Origin of the sequence: Dyella sp. RRB7 (assembly GCF_022761115.1) — a bacterium.
Taxonomy (GTDB): Bacteria; Pseudomonadota; Gammaproteobacteria; order Xanthomonadales; family Rhodanobacteraceae; genus Dyella.
The window spans coordinates 1,041,308-1,062,923 of sequence record NZ_JAKWJS010000001.1 but is presented as its reverse complement, the minus strand read 5'-3'; the positions used below and the strand labels follow the sequence as shown (position 1 = coordinate 1,062,923).

Here is a 21,616-nt window from a genome sequence, read left to right as displayed (position 1 = left end):
CCCTGCTTGCAGGGGAGGGCGCATCAAAGCGCCGGCCGGGTCCGCAACAACGCATCCACCGCCTGCTGCCACTGCGGCGAGCCCATCGGTGACTGCGGCGCCTCTTGCCCCAGCTTGTGCTGCACGGCGCGGTTCCACTCGTCCGAACCTTGGTCGGGCCCGTGGCCGTCGTCGCTGATATGCAGTCGGCCATCGACCCACGCATACCAGCCGGGTGAGCCGAGCACGGCGTTGTCCGGGGTGGCCTGTGGCTTGGGCGGCTTCTGGTCCGGCGGCGGCGCCGCCGGCGAGCATGCGGCGAGCAGTGCGAACGGGAGCATGGCGAGACAGCGGCGCATGGCGTCCTCCGATCAACGAGTCCGTTTCCGAGACTAACGGCAGCGGTGGCTCAGGCGATGAATCGCGCCTGACATCAGCGCCGCGCGGCGACTTCGTCGATGTGCTTGAGCAGGTCGGCGGGGTCTTCATAGACGCGGAAGGCGCCGGCGTCTTCCAGCTCTTCCTCGCCGTAGCCGCCCGAGAGCAGGCCCACGCCCAGGGCACGTGCGCGCTGCGCGGCCAACATGTCCCAGATGCTGTCGCCGACCACCAGGCTGTGGTGGATATCCACGCCCAGTCGTGCGGCGGCGGTGATGAACAGGTCGGGATCGGGCTTGGCGTAGCGCACCTGGTCGCGCGTCACCACCGGCACCTTCGACGGGTCGACGCCGAGCGCTTCGAGATTGTGTGCGGCGGTGGTCATGCGTCCGCTGGTGGCGATGGCCCAGGGAATGCCTTCCTCGGTAAGGAAGGCCAGCAGTTCGCGTGCGCCCGGCAGCGGCCGCACCGCGCCCTGCGTGGCTTGCCGGTTATATGCCTCGGCATGCCAGGTGCGCAGGCGGGCCAGGCGTTCCTCGGTGATTTCCAGCCCGGTTTCGCGCAACAGCATGTTGGCGAACAGGCCGCCGCTCATGCCGATCTTGCGGTGGATGCGCCACACCGACAGCTCCACGCCTTCGCGATCCAGCGCTTCCTTCCATGCCAGCACGTGCTGGTAGACGCTGTCGACCAGCGTGCCGTCGAGGTCGAACAGGAAGGACGTATCAGCGCGGGGCATGGGGTGTCTCCATCACTCACAGATCGCTAGTGTGACCGATCAACGACGGACGGCCAAACCCGTTGCGGTTACTGCCCTGGCACCAGCGGCCTGCCCGCATCCAGCACGGCCAGCGCGGCCGCGCCGAGCAGGCCCGGCTCCGGATGCATCATGGCTACGGTGGGCACCTGTTCCATCGTTTCGCGGAAGCGGCCCTTGGCTTCGAAGCGCTCGCGGAAGCCGCCATGCTTGAGCCAGGGCAGCAGGATCGGCAGCACGCCGCCGGTGAGGTAGACGCCATCCCAGCCGCCCAGGCTCAGCACGACGTCGCCCGCCACGCTGCCGAAGATGCCGGCCAGCGTTTCCACCGTGCGCACGCACAGCGGATCGGAGCCTGCCTCCGCGCGCGCGGTGATGTCCTCGGGCGTGTATTCCTCCGCCGGCTGGCCGGCGATGTCGGCCAGGGCGAGGTAGAGATTCACCAGGCCGTTGCCGCAGATCATGCGCTCGTTGGAGACGCGGCCGAAGCGCTCGTTGAGGCGATGCAGGATTTCCACGTCTTCGGCCGTGTGCGCCGCGAAACCGGCGTGGCCGCCTTCGGTTTCCAGCACGATCCAGTGGCCTTCGCGGCGCAGCAGGCCAGCGACGCCCAGGCCGGTGCCGGGGCCCATCACCACGAAGGTCTGCGGCTCGCGCTGGCCCAGCGTGGGCATTGCCTGCGTGCCGACCGAGGACAACTGTGCGTGCGTGTGCAGCGGCACCGCCATCGCCTGCGCGGCGAAGTCGTTGACCAGGTGCACCGCCTCCATGCCCAGCTCCGCCTGCAACGCATGCGCGGCGACCAGCCACGGATTGTTGGTGACCTTGACCGTTTCGCCTTCGCTGACGCGGCCGGCGGCGGCGATCACGGCGCGCGACGCGGTGTGGCCGGTGTCGGTGAAATACTGGCGGATCGCCTCGGCCAGCGATGCGTAATCCTTCACGCGGTAGCGCTTGACGCTGTCTTCCATCAACGGCGCCGCGCGTCCCGTATCAGCCAGGGCGAATCGCACATTGGTGCCGCCGAGGTCAGCAAGCAAAGTCGGGGCGGCACGGTTTGGCGTTCTCATGGACGATCCTGGCTTGGGGAGACAGTAAGCGTGACGCCCCCGGGCTTTTTCGTCCAGTACTGGGCCGCTTCGCGGGTGCATGGAGAGACACCTTTCCCTCCATACACCCGCGTGTGGAACGGCTCGCCGGCGGTCAGGCCGCGCCGAGATAGAACGAAGGCGTGGCGCCGAAGCCGGCCTTCACCTGGCGCGAGGTGTCGTCGGCCAGCACTTCGAGCTGGCCCTGCGCGATGCCGTCGATGACACGCTGCGCAATATCGTGCGGGTTCGACTTGGGGGCGTCGACATGCGCGGTCATGTCGGTGTCGATGTAGCCGGCATGCACCGCGACCACCTGGGTGCCCTGGCCGCGAAGCTCGTTGCGCAAGCCGTTGGTAAGCGCCCAGGCCGCCGCCTTGGAGACGGAATATGCGCCGCTGTTGTCGAGGCTGGTCCAGCTCAGTGCGGACAGCATGTTGACCAGGGCACCGCCGCCGTTGGCCTTCAGCACGGGAGCGAAGGCGCGGCTCACTGCGTGCACGCCGTGCAGGTTTGTTTCGAGCAGCTCGCGCAAGGACTGGACCCCGCCCTCGGCGTCCAGCAGCGGCGCGCCATGGGCGATACCGGCATTGTTGATGACGATGTCGACGTCGCTCAGCGCCTGGGCCGCCGCCGCGATGTCGTGATCATGGGTGACATCGAGCTTGACCGGGATGACGCCGGGTAGCGTGACCGTGGCCGGATCGCGGGCACCGGCGTAGACCTTGGCAGCACCGGCGGCGAGCAGCGCCTTGGCGAAGGCGAGGCCGAGGCCGCGATTGGCGCCGGTGACGAGAGCGGTGGAACCCTGGATTTTCATGGTTTGGGACGTCCTGATGGCAATGGAGCGGGCTGAAAGAGGTGTCGATCATAATATGATGACAATCATCTTATGTGGCTGGTGCGGGGAAGTTCAATGCCTGTCGAGCGGCGCGGCGTTGACGCCGCCGTCACCAAAAGTCGCTTGCATGACGCTAGTTTCTATTTATATGATGCTCATAATATAAAGATTGACGTGGTCCTTGCCCATGCAGCGCAAGCGTTTTGAAGACATGACGTGCCCGATCGCCCGCAGCCTGGAGCGGGTTGGCGAATGGTGGAGCATGCTCATCCTGCGGGATGCCTTCTATGGCCTGACCCGCTTCGATGAATTCCAGTCCAGCCTGGGCATCGCTCCCAACATGCTCAGCCGGCGCCTGGGCGCGCTGGTCGAGGCCGGCCTGCTCGAACGTCGCCGCTACAGCGAACGTCCCGTGCGCTACGAGTACGTGCTGACGCCGCGCGGGCTGGATTTTCGCCCCGTGCTGCTCTCGTTGATGGCATGGGGCAGCCGCCACTTCGCGCCCGAGGGCATCAGCCTGTTCCTCGAAGACGATCGCACCGGTCGCGCGGCAGAGCCCGTGCTGGTCGACGCCCATACCGGGGCACCGATCACGCGCGAGCGCCACCTCGTTCGCGCCGGCCCGGCCGCGAATGAGCGCATGCGGGCACGCATCGAATCGGCGCACCGCCGACGCGCACCAGACCGACACCAAACCCTTTCTTCTCATTGATTCCGGAGCTATCCCATGAGCAGCATCACCGTCGCCGAGCGCGTGGACGCGCCGCCCGAAGTCGAACCCGTACCCCGCAACCGTCGCAAGCACTTGCTCAGGGCCGCCATTGGCATCGCCCTGGTGGCCGGCGTCATCTATGGCGGACACTGGTGGAGCGTCGGTCGCTTTATCGAAAGCACGGACGACGCCTATGTCGGTGGCGATGTCACCGTCATCGGCCCCAAGGTAGCCGGCTACATCGCCGAGCTGGCGGTGACGGACAACCAGCGCGTGCATGCCGGCGACCTGCTGGTGAAGATCGACGACCGCGATTATCTCGCCGCCCTGGCCAAGGCCGAGGGCGCGGTGGCGGCGCAAGAGGCGTTGCTGGCCAATCTCGATGCCACGGAGCAGTTGCAACTGGCCGTGATCAACCAGGCCAAGGCCGGCGTTGCCGCCGCCGATGCCGAAATGGTGCGTTCGCGCGACGATGAGGCGCGTTATCGCGATCTCTCCAGTCGCTCGGCGGTATCCATCGAAAGCGCGCAGCGCGCCGACGCCACCTTCAAGACCGCGCAGGCCGGTATCGAAAAAGCCCAGGCGTCACTGCTTGCCTCGCAACGCCAGCTGGATGTGATCGCCTCGCAGAAACTGCAGGCGCGCGCCGCGCTGGCGCAGGCCAAGGCCGAGCGCGACATCGCGCGGCTCAATGAGGGCTATACGCAATTGCGCGCACCGATCGACGGCGTGATCGGCAACCGCCGCGCGCAGGTCGGTGCATTCGCCCCCGCGGGTACGCAGCTGCTGTCGGTGGTGCCGGCGCGCGGCCTGTGGGTGGATGCCAATTTCAAGGAAGACCAACTCGCGCGCATGCACGAGGGGCAGGCAGTGTCGATCCGCGCCGACGTGTTGCCCGGCAAGGTATTCCACGGCCATCTGGCCAGCCTGGCGCCGGCCACGGGGGCGCAGTTCAGCGTGTTGCCGCCGGAAAACGCCACCGGCAACTTTACCAAGGTCGTGCAGCGTGTACCCGTGCGCGTGGTGCTGGAGAGCAAGGACGATACGCTGGGCGTGCTGCGCCCGGGCCTGTCGGTGGTCGCCGAGGTGGATACGCGCGATGCCGGCCGCGCAGGCACGCCATGAACGCCGCTGCCAGCACGGCCCGCTTCGCCTCGCCGATCGATCCGGCCGCACTGAGCATGGCGCAGAAGGTGTTCGCGTTCGCCAGCATGTGCGTGGGCATGTTTATCGCATTGCTGGATATCCAGATCGTTTCCGCGTCGCTGCGCGATATCGGCGGCGGCCTTTCCGCCGGCACCGATGAAACGGCCTGGGTGCAGACCAGTTACCTGATCGCCGAGATCGTGGTGATCCCGCTGTCGGGCTGGTTGTCGCGGGTGTTCTCCACGCGCTGGCTGTTCGCCGCCTCGGCGGCGGGGTTCACCATCACCAGCATGCTGTGCGGCGCAGCCTGGGACATCCAGAGCATGATCGTGTTCCGCGCGCTGCAGGGCTTCCTCGGCGGCTCGATGATCCCAATGGTCTTCACCACCGCCTTCGTGTTCTTCGGCGGCAAGCAGCGCGTGGTCGCCGCGGCCACCATCGGCGCGCTGGCGTCACTGGCGCCCACGCTTGGGCCCACCCTGGGCGGCTGGATCACCGACAACGCGTCGTGGCACTGGCTGTTCTTCATCAACCTGGTGCCGGGCGTCTTCGTCACCGTGGCAGTGCCGTTGCTGGTCAACATCGACGCGCCGGACCTGTCGCTGCTGCGTCGCGCCGACTACCTGGGCATGGTCTTGCTGGCGGCCTTTCTCGGCTGCCTGGAATACACGCTGGAAGAGGGGCCCCGCTGGAACTGGTTCAGCGACAGCACCATCCTCACCACGGCGTGGATCTCGGGGCTGGGCGGCGTGGGCTTTGTCGTGCGCAGCCTTACCTACGATCATCCGGTGGTGGATCTGCGCGCGCTGCGCGATCGCAACTTTGCCCTGGGCTGCTTCTTCTCCTTCATTACCGGCATCGGCCTGTTCGCCACCATTTACCTGACCCCGCTGTTTCTCGGCCGCGTGCGCGGCTACAGCGCGCTGGAGATTGGCGAGGCGGTGTTTTCCACCGGCGTGTTCCAGATCCTGAGCATTCCGATCTACGCGATGCTGGCGCAACGCTTCGACCTGCGCTGGATCCTGATGGCGGGCCTGGTGCTGTTTGCCATCTCCATGTGGGAGTTCACGCCCATCACTCACGACTGGGGTGCGCAACAATTGCTGCTGCCGCAGGCGTTGCGCGGCATGGGGCAGCAGCTCGCCATTCCGCCCACGGTGACGCTGACGCTGGGTGGACTCGCCCCGGCGCGGCTGAAGCTGGCCTCCGGCCTGTTCAATCTCATGCGCAACCTGGGCGGTGCGATCGGCATCGCGGTGTGCGCCACCATCCTCAACGATCGCACCAACCTGCATTTCTATCGCATGGCCGAGCGGCTCACTACCAGCAACGAGGCAATGAACCAGTGGCTGGCGCAGGCGGCCCAACATCTTGCCGCGCTGGGGCAGACCGTGGACGAAGCCGCCAGCGGTTCACTGGCCCAGCTATGGCAACTGACCTATCGCGAGGCGCAGACGCTGTCCTACGCCGATGCGTTCCTCGCCATCATGGCCTGCTTCGTGGTCGCCGCCGTGATGGTGCCGCTGATGCGCAAGGTGGTGCCGCCGGCGGCGCCCTCGGCGGACGCGCACTGAGTTCGCCGCCATGTCCTACTCATTTCCCGACTCCCCGCGGAGTACCCCGATGTCTCTTTCCCCGAAACAACTTGGGCGCGCCATCGTTTCGGTGGCGCTGGCGGTATCCCTGTCGGCCTGCATGGCTGGCCCCAACTACACGCGTCCCGACCTGAAGACCGGCGCCGACTACGCACAGCAATCGCAGCTGAGCGAACGTGCCCCGGCCGCACCCGCGCCTGCGCTCGACAGTTGGTGGACCGGCTTCGATGATCCGGAGCTCACCCGCATCATCCAGCGCGTACTGCTGCAGAACCTCGACCTTGCGGCGGCGATGGCGCGCGTGGACCAGGCGCGTGCCGCCGCGCGCGAGGCCGGTGCGCAACTGGCGCCGCAGGGCAGCCTGGATGGCCAGGTGGTACAGGAGCGCCAGTCGGTGAAAAGCCCGCTGGGTGAAATCGGCAGCGCGCTGCCAGGCTATACACGCAACCAGACTCTGGAAGACGTTGGCGTGGGCGCGAGCTGGGAGCTCGATCTGGCCGGTGGTCTGCATCGTGGCGCCGAGGCGGCCGATGCCGAAGCGCAAGCCGCCGAGGCGAGCCAGGATGGCGTGCGCGTCTCGGTAGCCGCCGAGGCCGCCGATGCCTACTTCCAGGTGCGCGGCGCGCAGGAGCGCATCCGCCTCGCCCAGCAGCAGGTCGATACCGAAGCGCAGCTGCTGGAACTGGTGCGCGTGCGCCTGGCCGGTGGCCTGGCCACCGCGCGCGAGTTGGCGCAGGCCCAGGCGCTGGTGCTGCAGGCGCAGGCCACCTTGCCACCCTTGCGTATCACGCTGGCACAGCAATTGAATCGCCTCGATGTGCTGATGGGTGCGGCGCCAGGTACGTACGCCGCCGAGCTGCAGGACAGCACCAAGCCCTTCAGCGTGCCGACCATCGGCACCGAAGGCGGTCCGGCCATGTTGCTGCGGCGACGCCCGGACGTGATTGCCGCCGAGCGCCGGCTCGCCGCCTCGAACGCCCGTATCGGCGTGGCCGTGGCCGAGTACTACCCGAAGGTATCGCTGGGCGGGTTGCTGGGCTTTGAAAGCCTGCATACCGGTTCGCTGTTCTCGGCCGCGGCCTTCCAGCCGCAAGCCGTATTGGGCCTGCATTGGCGATTGTTCGATTTCGGCCGGGTGGATGCCGAGGTGGCGCAGGCCAAGGGCGCCAACGCGGAGGCGCTGGCGCAATATCGCCAGTCGATGCTGCGCGCGACCGAGGACGTGGAGAATGCCATCGTCGAGCTGGCCCAGCTGGAAGTGCAGCATCGCGATCTATTGCAGGAAGTGAGTGCGCATGAACAGGCGCGCAGCGCCGCACAGGATGCCTACAAGGGCGGCGCCATCAGCCTGATCGAAGTGCTGGATGAAGATCGCCAGCTGCTCGCCGCGCGTGACCAGCTTGCTCGCATGCACGCGGACGATGCGCGTGCGGCCGTGGCGACTTTCCGCGCGCTGGGCGGTGGTTGGCCCGGCGCGGTAGCGGAGCCCGCCGTGGCGGAGCGTTGAAGCAAGTCGCCTTGCCTGGAGGCGATGAGTCGCGCCAAATCCCGATCATGAAATAATTTCTCTCTCGCCGCTGCTCGGCGCGGTGTGCGTGCCCCGAGCGATCGAGTCGAGAGCGCCCTTAAATGCTTGCGCGGCGCAAGGATGCAAAGCGTGAAGGCGAAGTGCATGCCCTTGGCGGGTCGGTGAGCGCGGGTACCCGCTTGCAACCTTCACGGTGCGTCGACCCGTGTCGCGGCGACAATCGAAAGGACAAGGTTGCCGTCGGCGCCTCACGGTGATCGATGTTTTCGCGTCGTGGTGAAGGTAATGCGCGAAGGATTCGCATCGTGCCGATATGCCTGCGGGTGCGGGCGACGTAGTGGTTAGTCGTGACAGGGAGCGTGCCATGCGATGGTCCACCGCCATGCCCGGACATCTGCGCCGATGACTGTTGCAGCGCCGCTCCCTTCTCTGCTGCTGCGTGCGGACGCCGCCGCGGCAGCTCGCCTGCATGCGCGATCCGGCTTGATCGCGGCGCGCATCGATGATCGATCCTTCCTTTCCCTGGAGCCCCATCATGGCAGATGAGAAGCGCAAGATCGGCGTCGTTGCGGCGACGTTCCTGGTGGCCGGCAACATGATGGGTTCGGGCGTGTTCCTGCTGCCCGGCAGCCTGGCCAAGATCGGCAGCGTGTCGATGTGGGGGTGGGTGGTCACCACCATCGGTTCGCTGTTGCTGGCATTCGTGTTCGCCAAGCTGGGGCGGCTGGCGCCCAAGGCGGGCGGACCTTATGCGTATGCGCGCGATGCGTTCGGCCCATACATGGGCTTCCAGACCAACACCATCTACTGGTTCGCCAACTGGATCGGCAACGTGGCGTTGCCGGTGGCGGCGGTGGGTTATTTCAGCTATTTCATTCCCGCGCTGGCGCAGCCGATGGTACGCACCATCGTGGTGTTGGTACTGATCTGGCTGTTTACCTTTGCCAACATCCTGGGTGCGCGAGTGGTGACGCGCATCCAGTCGATCACCACCTCGTTTGCGCTGATACCGCTGTTCGGCATCGCCATCTTCGGCTGGTTCTTCTTCAAGTCCGACCTGTTCTCCGCCGCGTACAACGTGTCCGGCAAGGGGGATTTCCAGGCGATCTCGGGCGCGGCCTCGTTGACGCTGTGGGCCTTCATCGGGGTGGAGTCGGCATCGGTGTCGGCGGCGGTGGTGAAGGACCCCGAGAAGAACGTGGCCATCGCCACCATTGCCGGCGTGGCGCTGGCGGCGGTGGTGTACATCTCCAGCTCGGCGGTGATCATGGGCATGATCCCCAACGAGCAACTGCAGGTGGCCGACGCGCCGTTCGCGCTGGCCGCGCAACTGGCGATCGGCCATATCGGCGGTGGCGTGGTGAGCCTTTGCGCGGCCTTGGGCGCCGGTGGCTCGCTGGGTGGCTGGATCCTGCTGACCGCGTTGAGCGCCAAGGCGGCCGGCGACGATGGCCTGTTCCCCCGGATCTTCAGCAAGGCCAACAAGGACGACACGCCGGTGCAGGGCCTGTTGATCGTGGGCGTGCTGATGTCGCTGATCGTGCTGGTCACCGCTGCGTCGCCCACCGCCTCGGAACAGTTCGAAGTGATTACCCAGGCGGCGGTGGTGCTGACCCTGTTGCCGTACATCTATTCCTGCGTGGCTTGCTACTTCGCGGTGGAGGTCAGTCACACCACCGCGCATACCGGGGTGTACTGGGTGCTTACCAGCATCACTGTGGTGTATTGCCTGTGGGCCATCTTCGGCACCAGCGGCGACCTGGTGACCTACGCCTTCCTGTTCATGCTGTTCATCTCGGTGTTCTATCCGTTCTTCAGTGAACAGCGCCGGCGCGAGCGCGAGCTCAAGGCCGCCGCAACGCCGGCCCCGCGCCCCTGAACCTTCTTCCCCCGTCCCCGCGATTGATGGAGCCCGGTCATGTATTTCAATTCCCTCGACTACCCCGTCGTCATCATCGACGAAGACTACGACTCGCCCCGCATCAACGGCATCCTGGTGCGCGCGCTGGCCGACGAGATCCGTGGCTACGGCCACCGCGTGCTGAGCGGCCTCACCATGAGCGATGCCGAGGCGGGCGCGCGCACCTACAACGCGGCCTCGGCCGTGCTGATCTCCATCGACGGCGCGGAAGAGGGGCCGCACCAGTTCGACCGATTGTTCCAGTTCCTCGACACGCAGCTGGCGTATCGCGAGAACCTGCCGGTGTTCCTTTATGGCGAACGCCGCACGGTGGAGCAGGTACCTACCAAGCTGCTGGGCATCACCCATGGCTTCATCTTCCTGTATGAGGACACCAAGAGTTTTATCGCCAAGCAGGTGATGCGCGCGGCCGACGAGTACATGAACAACCTGCTGCCGCCGTTCTTCAGGGCGCTGGTTCACCATGCCGCCGAATCGAACTATTCGTGGCATACGCCCGGCCATGGCGGTGGCGTGGCCTTTACCAAGTCGGCCGCGGGTCGCGCGTTCCACCAGTTCTTCGGCGAGAACACGTTCCGCAGCGACTTGTCGGTATCGGTGCCCGAACTCGGCTCGTTGCTCGATCACACCGGGCCAGTGAAGGCGGCGGAGGTGGAGGCGGCGCGCAATTTCGGTTCCGACTACACCTTCTTCGTCACCAACGGCACCTCCACCGCCAACAAGATCGTGTGGCACGGCACGGTGGCGCGCGGCGATGTGGTGTTCGTGGACCGCAATTGCCACAAGTCGCTGCTGCATGCGCTGGTGATGACGGGCGCGGTGCCGGTGTACTTCACCCCGAGCCGCAACGCGCACGGCATCATTGGCCCGATCAGCCTGGACCAGTTCCAGCCCAAGGCGATGGCCAAGCGCATCGCCGAACATCCGCTGGCCAGCAAGGTGGCCAAGGCCAAGGGCAAGGATTTCAGGCCGAAGATCGCGGTGGTGACCAATTCCACCTACGACGGCCTTTGCTACAACGTGGAGAAGATCGCCAAGGACATCGGCGGCGCGGTGGACTACCTGCATTTCGACGAGGCCTGGTACGCCTACGCGGCGTTCCACGAGATGTACGACAACCACTACGCCATGGCCAAGGGCAAGCCGCGCGATCAGGACCCGATCATCTTCGCCACCCAGTCCACCCACAAGCTGCTGGCGGCGTTTTCGCAGGCGTCGATGATCCACGCGCGCAACAGCCGTACCAGGAAGCTCGACGCGGATCGCTTCAACGAAGCGTTCATGATGCACACGTCCACCTCGCCGCATTACGGCATCATCGCCTCGTGCGACATTTCCTCGCGCATGATGGAAGGCCGCTCCGGCCGCAGCCTGATCGAGCAGATGCACAAGGAGGCCATCGCCTTCCGCCGCGCCGTGCTGCACGTGGGCGACGACCTGAAGAAGGGCGATTGGTGGTTCAGCGTATGGCAGCCCAACGAACTGCGTGACCGGCTCGACGAAGGCGAGCGCGCCGCCCAGCCGGTGAGCACCAAGCAGGCCGACTGGAAGCTGGTGCCCAAGGCGGCGTGGCACGGCTTTGGCGAGCTGGCGCGCGACTATGTGCTGATCGATCCGATCAAGGTCACGCTGGTGACGCCCGGCCTCACCATGGACGGCAAGATCGAGAAACTCGGCATTCCCGCCGCCGTGGTCAGCCGCTTCCTGTGGGGGCGCGGCATCACGGTGGAAAAGACCAACCTGTATTCGTTCCTGATCCTGTTCTCGATGGGCATCACCAAGGGCAAGTGGAGCACGCTCACCACCGAGTTGCTGGCGTTCAAGGAGCTGTACGACGCCAACGCCCCGCTGGACAAGGCGCTGCCCTCGCTCGCTGCCGAGCATCCCGAGGCCTACGCCAACCAGGGCCTGCGCGACCTGTGCGATGCCCTGCACGCGTTCAACACCAGGCACAAGCTGGCGCAGGTGATGCGCGAGATGTACGTCGACCTGCCCGAGCCGGTGATGATTCCGGCCGAAGCCTATGACCGCCTGGTGAAAGGCGAGGTGGAGCGGGTGGATATCGACAAGCTGCATGGGCGCATCGCCGCGACCATGCTGGTGCCGTATCCGCCGGGTATTCCAGTGATCATGCCGGGCGAGAGGTTTGGCGGGCAGGATTCGGCCATTCTCGAATCGCTGCGCATCGCCCGCGAGCAGAACGAACAGTTCCCGGGATTCGAGTCCGACATCCATGGCCTGATCACCGAGCCGGGCCCGAAGGGGCCGCGCTATGTGGTGGAGGTGCTCAAGCGCTAGGACGCCGCAAAGCGATCCATGACGGCGCTCATCCGCAGGGGTGAGCGCCGTTGTCGTATGGGTTGGGCGACACTATGGACATAGGCTCCCTCCCCTGCGAGCAGGGGGCGGCGTAGAGAAGGCAGCATGGACACCACCCGCGAACAACACCAGCTCCGTCTCTCCATCGGCGTGACCTTGCTGGTCGGCGCCGCGTGCGTGGCGGTGGGTCTGGCGATGCGCTCGCAGGCCATCGCCTTCGATGGTTTCTATTCGCTGGTGGACGTGGTACTCACCGGCGGCTCGCTGCTGGTATCGCGCCTGGTGTCCAGCGAAGGCAGTCGCCGGTTCCAGTTCGGCTACTGGCACCTGGAGCCGCTGCTGGTGGTGTTCAACGCCAGCGTGCTTGCCGCCATCTGCAGCTACGCCGCCTTTGCCGCGCTGCATGACCTGCTCACCGGCGGCCATGAGCTGGCCTTCGGCTTCGGCGCGGCCTGGGCCGCGATCATGGGCGTGGCCAGCATGGGCATGGCGGTGCTCATGCGACGCCGGGCGACGGCGCTCGGCTCGGTATTGCTGCAGCTGGACGCACGCGGCTGGCTGATCGGCGGCTGCATCAGCATCGCGGTGCTGGTGGGCTTCGTGCTGGCAGCCGTCATTGAAGGCGGTCCGCTCGATCACTGGACGCGCTATATCGATTCATCGATCCTGCTGGCGCTCACCCTCGCGTTACTGCCCTTGCCGCTGGGCAGCCTGTGGCAGGCCTTGCGCGAGGTGTTGCAACTGGCGCCGGACGAACTCGACCAGCGCGTGCGCACGGTGATGGATGCGCTGGTGCGCGAACACGGCTATCTCGACTTCGCCAGCTACGTGGCCAAGATCGGCCGCATGCGCTTCATCGACATCCATATCCTGCTCGAACCCACTCATTCGCTTGGCACCATGGGCGACGTGGACAAGGTGCGCAGCGAGATCGCGCGCCGGCTGGGCAGCGACATCCGGGTGGAATGGCTCACCATCACCTTCACCGGCAAGCGTGAATGGATGTAGTTGCGCGCGGATCAGGCGCGCTTCTGCAGCCAGTCCCCCAGCTGCTTGAGCACCTGCGTGCGCGACGGCTCCGCCTCGTTGAACAGCTCGTGGTACAGCGAGTCGAAATAGCGCGTGGTCAGGCGCTGCGTGGCCCAGGCGCCGGCCGCGAAATCGCGGCTGCCCGAGGGGTCCACCAGCTTGTCCGCACCGGCCACCAGCAGCAGGGTAGGGACGTTCAGTTGCGCGGCGTCGCGAATGGTGGATTCGCCCGCGCGGAAGATGAAATCGGCCAGGCGGGGCGTCACCCAGCCGTGGCGCAGGCGGTCGCCGCGATAGGCCGGCTCCACTTGCGGATCGTGCGAGAGTTTGTCGAACGGCAAGCCGTTGGGCAGCGGCAGGCTGGGCGTGATGCGGCTGAGTACGGCGGCCAGGCGACGCAGGAAGGCCGACTCCCAGCTGCGTAGCGCCGGCGAGGACAGCACCATGGCCGGCGGCTGGATGCGCCGGTCGAGCACGCAGCGCGCGGCCACCAGGCCGCCCATGCTGTGGCCCAGCAGCAGCGGCGGCTTGGGCCGGCCGGCGGCGTAATCGGTGTACACCGTGGCCAGGTCTTCGAGCAGGTCATCGCCATGGCGCAACCCGCCGCGCATGCCGGGCGTCTGCCCATGGCCGCGCTGGTCGTAGCTGCGCACGGCATAACCGCGCGCATGGAACCATTGCGCCAACCGCTGATAGCGGCCGCTGTGTTCGCCCAGGCCATGCACGATCAGCACGGCGTCGTGGGCGCGCGCATGCGGCCAGTCGCGCACGAACAACGTACGCCCGTCCATCATGGGCATATACCGCGTCGTCTCGCTGTCCTGGTTGCGCGCAAGGGTCACGTCGGGCTCTCTGTCGGAAAACCCCGATTCTGCAACAAACCGTGGTGGTTCGGAGGGCTTGCCGGCGTGGTGGCGCGAGTGGCGCCCGATCGGCCTCGTCCTCCGGGGGCCAAACCCCGCATCCACTGGCAGCGGAGGCGGGGCGGGCCGTTCACGCGGCTTACTTTCGCGGCGCCGAAATGGCGTCGATCAGGTCCGGGCTACCGGGGGCGCGAACCAGGTGCGGATACTTGAGCCCATCGTGGTAGTCGAGGTCGATGGTGTTGAAGTATTCGTTGTTCTGAACCAGCAGCTTGATGGGGGAGTGGGTGTTCTTGGCGGCGGAAATCGCGTCTTTCAGCACTTGGATAGTGAATTGCTGGTCGTTGACGGCCACCAGTTTCAGGCCCGGCACCAAGCCGGCGGCGAATGCCGCGCTGCCCCACCGAACATCGCCGATCCTGCCGCTGCCGCCCACGTTGAAGCCCGCGCCATACATCAGGTCGCCGCCGCCGGCCTTGCCCGCCCAGACCTTGTCCACCTCGGACCGGGTATCGTCGAACACCAGTTTCCAGCCGCCCCGCTCGATGCCGTGCTCGGGCAACTGGTCGCCGGTGTAGTCGAGCCGCTCGCGCAGGAAGCGGGCCCAGTCGTAGGGCTGCACCTGGTTGAGCGTGTCGACCAGGTCGCCGAAACCATACGTGCGCACGGCATAGCTGCCGCTGTCCATGCCGAAGAAGGCGCGGGCGAAATCGTCCAGCGAGCGCTTGCCCTGGCTCAGGTCGCGTATCTGGGTGTCCACATCCAGCCAGAGCAGCGCGCCTTCGGGGTAGTAGTCGCTGCCTCGCTGCCAATTGTCCCACCTGGCACTGACCTGGGCGTACATCGGGGTGGCGTCGGCGGTGTCCTGCAAGGTGCGCCATTGCCTGCCGCTGCGGAAGCTCACGTCAGCCGCGGCGCGCGCAAGCACGTCGCGGTATTGCGACGCGCTCCAGATGCCCGAACGGGCCGCCAGCACCTTGCCGTAGTACTCGGTCAATCCTTCGTAGACCCACAGCAGGTCGTCCTGCATCGGCACGTTCAGATCGGGCGTCCACAGGTCGGCGGGCCGGCGGAATTTTCCGTTCCACGAATGCACGTATTCGTGCGGCAGCAGGTCGCCGAAGATCACCGCGTTGCCCTCGTCCAGGCCGTCGCCGGGCAGATGGTTGTCGCTCGACTGGTGGTGCTCCCGGCCGGAGGCCCCGACGTGCTCGGACAGGGTCAGCAGGAAGTCGTAGTGCGCGTAGTGGTGGGAAGCGAACAACTTTTCGGCCTGGCTTACCAGCGCGCCGTACTGCGCAATCTGCTTGTCGGTGAGGGTCAGCTTGCCCGGTTCGTCGGCCGCCATGTCCAGGTGTACCGGCACCGTTGCGTGGGGAGCCAGGTCCACCTGCTTGAAATACGCGCCGGCGATCAGCGGCGAATCCACCAGGGTGGTGAGGTTGACCGGCTTGAACGCGACGGTATGGCCCGTCCGTTGACTGACTTCGAGCGCACTGGCGAATTGCCAGCCATCCGGCAGGGTGACGCTGGGTTGGATCGGAATCTGCTGCGTGTAGTAGCCGGCGGGATAGAACAGCACCTGGTTGAATTCCAGGTCGGCGAGCTTGGGTGTGGCCGCCATGAAGCCATGGCTGTCCGAGGACACCAGCAACTGGAAGGACAGTTCCAGCGTGCTCACGCCGGCGGGTACGTCCACCCGGATCAGGTACATGTCGCGCAGGTCGCGGTGCCAGGGCACCTGCTTGCCCTGGGCGGTGATGACCAGGCCGGAGAGATCCTGGATCGGATTGCTTGGCATGTGGTTGCCAGGCACCCAGCGCGGGTAATACAGCGCAAGCGTACCCGGCTGGACCGGGATGGTTTCCTTGACCTGGTAGATGTCGAGGGGCGCGCGGCTGAGGTCGACCGTGAGGCTGAGCGCGCCGCCGGGATACGGCACGTCACGCGGCGTCACGTTCTGGGCATGCGCCATGGGGGCGCCCAGCGCCAGCAGCGCCGAAAGCAGGGATAGGCGAAGGGGGGAATTCATGGGTAGGGCCTTGGGCGACCGTGGTACGCCAATTATTGATATGGAAGGTACAGATATTAGGCCTCGTCATGCCCGCCCGCCTTGGCCGGAAGTCACCCTCGTGGCGCCCTTGATAATCGGGAGTCCAGCCACCCGCCCAGGGTCGTCACTGGCCAGGGCAAGGGGCACCCGGATAGATTGGCAAATCCATGGCGCGCCCCCATCTCCTAGGGCACCCTTCCCCTTGCCGGGGCAGATCCAAGTCTATGCCACTGCACGATTTTCATCCCGCCGTCGCGGCCTGGTTCCAGGCGGCCTTTGCTGCGCCCACGGCGCCGCAAAAAGCCGCCTGGCCGTCCATACGGTCGGGCCGGCATACGCTGGTGGCGGCCCCGACCGGCTCGGGCAAGACCCTCACGGCGTTCCTCTCCGCCATCGATGCCCTGGTGCGCGAGGGCGTGGCCAATGGCGGCGTGCTGCCGGACGCCACCACGGTGGTCTACGTCTCGCCACTGAAGGCGCTGTCCAACGACATCCGCATCAACCTGGAAGCACCGCTGGAGGGCATCCGCGCCGAACTGGCTCGCCTGGGCTTGCCCGACGTCGACATCCGCACCGCGGTGCGCACCGGCGATACCCCGCAGGCCGAGCGCATGCTGATGCGCAAGCAGGCGCCGCATATCCTGGTCACCACGCCCGAATCGCTGTACATCTTGCTGGGTTCCGACTCCGGCCGTCGCATGCTGGCCGATACACGTACGGTGATCGTCGATGAGATCCACGCCATCGCTTCCAGCAAGCGTGGCGCGCATCTGGCGCTGTCGCTGGAGCGGCTGGAGTCGCTATGCCAACGGCGCTTGCTGCGCATCGGGCTTTCGGCCACGCAGAAGCCGATCGAGGAGGTGGCCAAATTCCTTGTCGGCACGCCGGCTTTGCTCCCTGGCGAGGGAGGCGAGGAAGACGTCTGCATCATCGACGTGGGCCACACGCGCCCGCGCGACCTCGCCATCGAAGTGCCGCCGGTACCGCTGGAAGCGGTGATGTCCAACGACTGCTGGGAGCTGATCTATAACCGCCTCACCCAGCTCAGCGAAACACATCGCACCACGCTGGTATTCGTCAACACGCGACGCATGGCCGAGCGCGTGGCGCGACACCTGTCCGAGCGGCTGGGCAGGGAAGCGGTGGCCGCGCATCACGGCAGCTTGGCCAAGGAACAGCGGCTCGATGCCGAGCAGCGGCTCAAGCGTGGCGATCTTTCCGTGCTGGTCGCCACCGCTTCGCTGGAACTGGGCATCGACATCGGCGACGTGGACCTGGTGTGCCAGCTGGGCTCGCCGCGCTCCATCGCCGCGTTTCTGCAGCGTGCCGGCCGCTCGGGCCATGCGGTGGATGGCACGCCCAAGGCGCGCCTGTTCCCGACCACGCGCGACGATCTGGTCGAATGCACCGCGTTGCTGGACTGCGTGCGCCGTGGCGAACTCGACACGTTGATCCAGCCGCCGCAACCGCTGGACGTGCTGGCCCAGCAGATCGTGGCCGAAGTGGCCTGCCAGGAGTGGAGCGAAGACGCGCTGTACGAGCTGATGCGTCGCGCCTATCCCTATCGCGACCTCAGCCGCGCACAGTTCGACGCCACCGTGCGCATGCTGGCCGAGGGCTTCACCACCCGGCGTGGCGCTCGCGCCGCCTATATCCATCGCGATGCGGTGCATGGCCAGCTGCGTGCGCGACGTGGCGCGCGCCTCACTGCCGTTACCTCCGGCGGCGCCATCCCCGATACCGCCGACTACCTGGTGGTGCTGGAGCCGCAGGCCACCATCATCGGCACGGTGAACGAGGACTTCGCGGTGGAAAGCCTCGCCGGCGATGTGTTCCAGCTGGGCAACACCAGCTATCGCATCCTGCGCGTGGAGCGCGATCGCCTGCGCGTGGAAGACGCGCAGGGCGTGCCGCCCAGCATTCCGTTCTGGCTTGGCGAGGCGCCGGGCCGCAGCAACGAGCTGTCGCATGGCGTATCGCGCCTGCGCGAAGATATCGCCACGCGCCTGGACGAGGGCGGCGTGCCTGCCGTGTTGCACTGGCTGATGCATACGCTGGGGCTGGGTGAGTCCGCCGCGCAGCAACTGGCCGACTATCTGGCCAAGGCCAAGGCCGCACTCGGCGTATTGCCCACCCAGCACACCCTGGTGTTCGAGCGCTTCTTCGACGAATCGGGCGGCACCCAGCTCATCATCCATACGCCCTGGGGCAGCCGCATCAACCGCGCGTGGGGGCTGGCGCTGCGCAAGCGCTTCTGTCGCCAGTTCAATTTCGAATTGCAGGCGGCGGCCACCGAAGACGCCATCGTGCTGTCGCTCTCCACCAGCCACAGCTTTCCGCTGGAGGAAGTGGCGCGCTACCTGCATTCCAGTTCCGCCGAGCATGTGCTGATACAGGCCTTGCTGGACGCACCGCTGTTCCCCGCGCGCTGGCGCTGGAACGCCACCACCGCGCTGGCGTTGCCGCGCTTCCAGGGCGGGCGCAAGGTGCCGCCGCAGCTACAGCGCATGAAAAGCGAGGACCTGCTCGCCACCGTGTTCCCCGACCAGGTGGCCTGTCTCGAAAACATCGTCGGCGAACGGGAAATTCCCGATCACCCCTTGGTCAACCAGACCCTGCACGACTGCCTGCGCGACGCGATGGATGTCGACGGCCTGCTGCATATCCTGCGCGGCCTGGAAGCGGGCACCATCAATGTGGTCGCCCGCGACCTGGCCGCCCCCAGCCCGCTGGCCGGCGAAGTGCTGACCGCGGCACCGTACGCCTATCTCGACGATGCGCCGCTGGAAGAGCGCCGCACGCAGGCCGTGCAATCGCGCCGTTGGACCGATGCCGACAACGCGGATGATCTGGGCCGTCTCGATCCCGAAGCCATTGCCGCCGTGCGCGAGGAAGCGTGGCCGCAAGTGCGTAGCGCGGACGAGATGCACGAGGCACTCGGCGTGCTGGGTGGCGTGACGCAGCAAGAAGCGGACGACCACCACGGCTGGGCCGATTGGTTGAAGGCCCTGGCCAAAAACCATCGTGCGACTCGCCTTTCCCCCTCTGCCCAATCCATCTGGGTGACCGCCGAAAAGCTTCCCGCATGGCAAGCCGTTCACCCGGACGCCACCCTGCACCCGCCCATCGCCGCTCCCGCCGAATTCGCCAGTCCATCCTGGAATCGCGAAGACGCCCTGCTCGAACTCGTCCGTGGCCGCCTCACCGGTCTGGGGCCCGTGACGGTGACGCAACTTGCTAGGGCACTGCAGGTGGCGTCGAGCGACATCGACCTCGTACTGCTGCGCCTTCAATCCGAAGGCTATGTGATGCAAGGCCGCTTCACCCCGAATGCCAGCGAAACCGAATGGTGCGAACGCCACCTGCTCGCACGCATTCATCGCTACACCATCGGCCGCCTGCGCCGCGAAATCGAGCCGGTAAGCCGGCGCGACCTGATGCGCTTCCTGTTTGAATGGCAACATGCTGCACCCGGCGCGCGTCTCAGCGGCCCCGATGCCTTGCCCGCCGTGCTCACCCAACTGGAAGGCTTCGAGGCCGCCGCCGGCGCCTGGGAGACCGAACTGCTGCCCGCGCGCATCGACGACTATGCCATCAGCTGGCTGGACGACCTGTGCCGTGCCGGCCGCGTGAGCTGGAGCCGCCTGCGCACCGGCAGCGGTGGTGGTGGCGGCCCGGTGCGCGCCACGCCCATCGTGTTGCTGCCTCGGCGCAGCCTGCCTGTCTGGACCCACATGGCGTCCGGCGACGGTCATGTCCAAGATGTACTGGTTTCCTCCCGTGCCCAGGCCGTGCTCGATGCGCTACGCCACGAAGGCGCACTGTTCTTCGACGAGCTGATGGCTGCCACGCACCTGCTGCGCACCGAGCTGGAAGACGCCCTGGGCGAGCTCGTCGCCGCCGGTCGCGTCACCGCCGACAGCTTCGCCGGCCTGCGCGCCCTGCTGGTGCCTGCCGCCAAACGCGACGCCCATCGCCATCGCCGCCTGCGCCGCCACATGCTCACCGGCATCGAGGACGCCGGCCGTTGGTCCCTGGTGCGTACACCCAGTTCCTTCTCCCCTGCGGGGAGACGGTGGCCCGAAGGGACGGATGAGGGGCGGGCGCTCGCGACAGAGCCCCAAAGTGCGAAGTCAAACGACATCGACCCCATCGAACACATCGCCCGCACCCTGCTGCGCCGCTACGGCGTCGTCTTCTGGAAACTGCTCGAACGCGAAGCCCCGTGGCTCCCCAGCTGGCGCGAACTGCTGCGCGTCTACCACCGCCTGGAGGCCCGCGGTGAAATCCGCGGCGGCCGCTTCGTGGAGGGCCTGGTCGGCGAACAATTCGCCCTGCCCGAAGCCATTGGCCGCCTGCGCGCCGTGCGTCAGCGCGAGCATGAAGGCGAGCTGGTCTGCCTCAGCGGCAGCGACCCGCTCAACCTTGTGGGTACCGTACTGGCCGGCAACAAGTTGCCGGCCGTAGTCGGCACGCGCGTGCTCTATGAAGACGGCGTGCCCGTCGCCGCGCTGGTGGCCAACAAGCCGCAATGGCTGGTCGATGCCACGCCCGAGCAACAACAACGCTGGCGCAATGCGCTACTGCGCCGCGCCGAAGGACACGATTCCCTCAGCGCCGATGCCCACGCTGCCGGTTACTCGCTGTAATCGGCGATATACACCAGCAACCCATCGCGCTGGCGAAACTGGCTGCGCCCATTCATGGTGATCGACTGCCCCGCGCGCACGCCATTGGGCAGGTCCACCGCAAACGTGCCGTCGAACAGAATCTGCGCCGTGGCCGTACCGTCGACTTCCTGATACGCCAGGATCAATTGGCGCCGCGCGGAAAACAGATAGCGCGAACTCTCCGCCAGGTGACGCAGCTCATCCACGCCCAGCGTACGCACGCTCAGCACGCCCGCCGTGTAGTTCTCGAACATCACCTCTCGATGCATCGTGGCCAGCGTGCCGTCGACATCCATGCGGTTGTACGCGCCCAGGTAACGTTCGATCAATTCGCGCATGGCGCCTTCCCATCCAAGCGCCAACCACCGGGCGCGACGGTGCGAAGTCTACGTCACCCAAGCCCCGAAGCCGACCGCAAGCCCCGATCCACAAGCCTTTGGCGCCTCGAACCCCACCACCCGGTCGACTCCCGCGCCCCAACGCAGCTAACATGTCCGGCCTCCCAAGCCCGGCCCCGCGCCGGCGCTCGCAATGGGCCTATAGCTCAACGGTTAGAGCAGGGGACTCATAATCCCTTGGTTGTAGGTTCGAATCCTACTGGGCCCACCATCTGCTGCATGAGCAAGCTTATTATGCACTTACCCATAATTTGTCCGCTTCATGTAGTAGCTAAGGTCCGCTCCCGACTGCGGTTTCAGCCGGTCATTGCAACACTCCCGCTGCTCGCGCAGTCTTTA

At 66.4% G+C, this 21,616-nt stretch carries 15 protein-coding genes and 1 tRNA gene; 9 read left to right on the top strand and 7 right to left on the bottom strand.

All coding sequences use genetic code 11. The features are described 5' to 3' along the window. Positions 1–23: 23 nt before the first annotated feature. The 4 genes from MJ606_RS04735 to MJ606_RS04720 form a co-directional block, all read right to left on the bottom strand. The gene (locus tag MJ606_RS04735; protein ID WP_243048242.1) at positions 24–338 is read right to left on the bottom strand and encodes a hypothetical protein; all 315 of its coding nucleotides are present in this window, start codon (positions 336–338) and stop codon (positions 24–26) included. Positions 339–412: 74 nt separating this feature from the next. After that, positions 413–1,096 carry an HAD family hydrolase gene (locus tag MJ606_RS04730; protein ID WP_243048241.1) on the bottom strand — a complete coding sequence of 228 codons (684 nt, stop codon included), beginning with the start codon at positions 1,094–1,096 and terminating at the stop codon, positions 413–415. A 68-nt stretch (positions 1,097–1,164) separates the two neighbouring features. Then, on the bottom strand, positions 1,165–2,184 hold the full coding sequence (gene glk / locus MJ606_RS04725; RefSeq protein WP_243048240.1) for a glucokinase: 1,020 nt from the start codon (positions 2,182–2,184) through the stop codon (positions 1,165–1,167). 133 nt (positions 2,185–2,317) lie between these two features. Further along, positions 2,318–3,022, bottom strand: a complete 705-nt coding sequence (locus MJ606_RS04720) for an SDR family oxidoreductase (RefSeq protein WP_243048239.1) — start codon at positions 3,020–3,022, stop codon at positions 2,318–2,320. Positions 3,023–3,230: 208 nt separating this feature from the next. On the opposite strand from MJ606_RS04720, the gene MJ606_RS04715 reads away from it, so the two are divergent. The 7 genes from MJ606_RS04715 (at position 3,231) to MJ606_RS04685 (ending at position 13,272) form a co-directional block, all read left to right on the top strand. Further along, positions 3,231–3,755, top strand: a complete 525-nt coding sequence (locus MJ606_RS04715) for a helix-turn-helix domain-containing protein (RefSeq protein ID WP_243048238.1) — start codon at positions 3,231–3,233, stop codon at positions 3,753–3,755. 15 nt (positions 3,756–3,770) lie between these two features. Beyond that, positions 3,771–4,880: an HlyD family secretion protein gene (locus MJ606_RS04710; protein WP_243048237.1), complete on the top strand. Its 1,110-nt coding sequence runs from the start codon at positions 3,771–3,773 to the stop codon at positions 4,878–4,880. Beyond that, entirely contained in the window at positions 4,877–6,475 is a 1,599-nt protein-coding gene (locus MJ606_RS04705) for a DHA2 family efflux MFS transporter permease subunit (RefSeq protein ID WP_243048236.1), read from the top strand. Before MJ606_RS04710 ends, MJ606_RS04705 begins: the two co-directional genes overlap by 4 nt. A 49-nt stretch (positions 6,476–6,524) precedes the next feature. Beyond that, on the top strand, positions 6,525–8,003 hold the full coding sequence (locus MJ606_RS04700) for an efflux transporter outer membrane subunit (RefSeq protein WP_243048235.1): 1,479 nt from the start codon (positions 6,525–6,527) through the stop codon (positions 8,001–8,003). A gap of 556 nt (positions 8,004–8,559) precedes the next feature. Next, on the top strand, positions 8,560–9,903 hold the full coding sequence (gene adiC, locus MJ606_RS04695) for an arginine/agmatine antiporter (RefSeq protein WP_243048234.1): 1,344 nt from the start codon (positions 8,560–8,562) through the stop codon (positions 9,901–9,903). A gap of 39 nt (positions 9,904–9,942) precedes the next feature. Beyond that, complete coding sequence (locus tag MJ606_RS04690) at positions 9,943–12,243, top strand: Orn/Lys/Arg decarboxylase N-terminal domain-containing protein (protein WP_243048233.1); 2,301 nt, start codon at positions 9,943–9,945, stop codon at positions 12,241–12,243. Positions 12,244–12,369: 126 nt separating this feature from the next. Continuing rightward, positions 12,370–13,272, top strand: coding sequence for a cation transporter (locus MJ606_RS04685; protein ID WP_243048232.1), 903 nt, complete (start codon positions 12,370–12,372; stop codon positions 13,270–13,272). An 11-nt stretch (positions 13,273–13,283) separates the two neighbouring features. Here the strand turns inward: MJ606_RS04685 and MJ606_RS04680 are convergent, their stop codons facing one another. Beyond that, positions 13,284–14,135 carry a lysophospholipase gene (locus MJ606_RS04680; RefSeq protein ID WP_343214791.1) on the bottom strand — a complete coding sequence of 284 codons (852 nt, stop codon included), beginning with the start codon at positions 14,133–14,135 and terminating at the stop codon, positions 13,284–13,286. A gap of 160 nt (positions 14,136–14,295) precedes the next feature. Further along, positions 14,296–16,188: a M61 family peptidase gene (locus MJ606_RS04675; RefSeq protein WP_243048231.1), complete on the bottom strand. Its 1,893-nt coding sequence runs from the start codon at positions 16,186–16,188 to the stop codon at positions 14,296–14,298. Between the two features lie 245 nt (positions 16,189–16,433). On the opposite strand from MJ606_RS04675, the gene MJ606_RS04670 reads away from it, so the two are divergent. Beyond that, positions 16,434–20,858 (top strand): DEAD/DEAH box helicase, encoded by a 4,425-nt coding sequence (locus tag MJ606_RS04670; RefSeq protein ID WP_243048230.1) that lies wholly within the window; start codon positions 16,434–16,436, stop codon positions 20,856–20,858. On the opposite strand, the gene MJ606_RS04665 is transcribed toward MJ606_RS04670, so the two are convergent. Further along, the gene (locus tag MJ606_RS04665) at positions 20,846–21,217 is read right to left on the bottom strand and encodes a nuclear transport factor 2 family protein (protein ID WP_243048229.1); all 372 of its coding nucleotides are present in this window, start codon (positions 21,215–21,217) and stop codon (positions 20,846–20,848) included. The two genes, MJ606_RS04670 and MJ606_RS04665, sit on opposite strands and share 13 nt — an antisense overlap. A gap of 195 nt (positions 21,218–21,412) precedes the next feature. On the opposite strand from MJ606_RS04665, the gene MJ606_RS04660 reads away from it, so the two are divergent. Beyond that, positions 21,413–21,488 (top strand) — tRNA-Ile (locus MJ606_RS04660). Positions 21,489–21,616 lie beyond the last annotated feature (128 nt).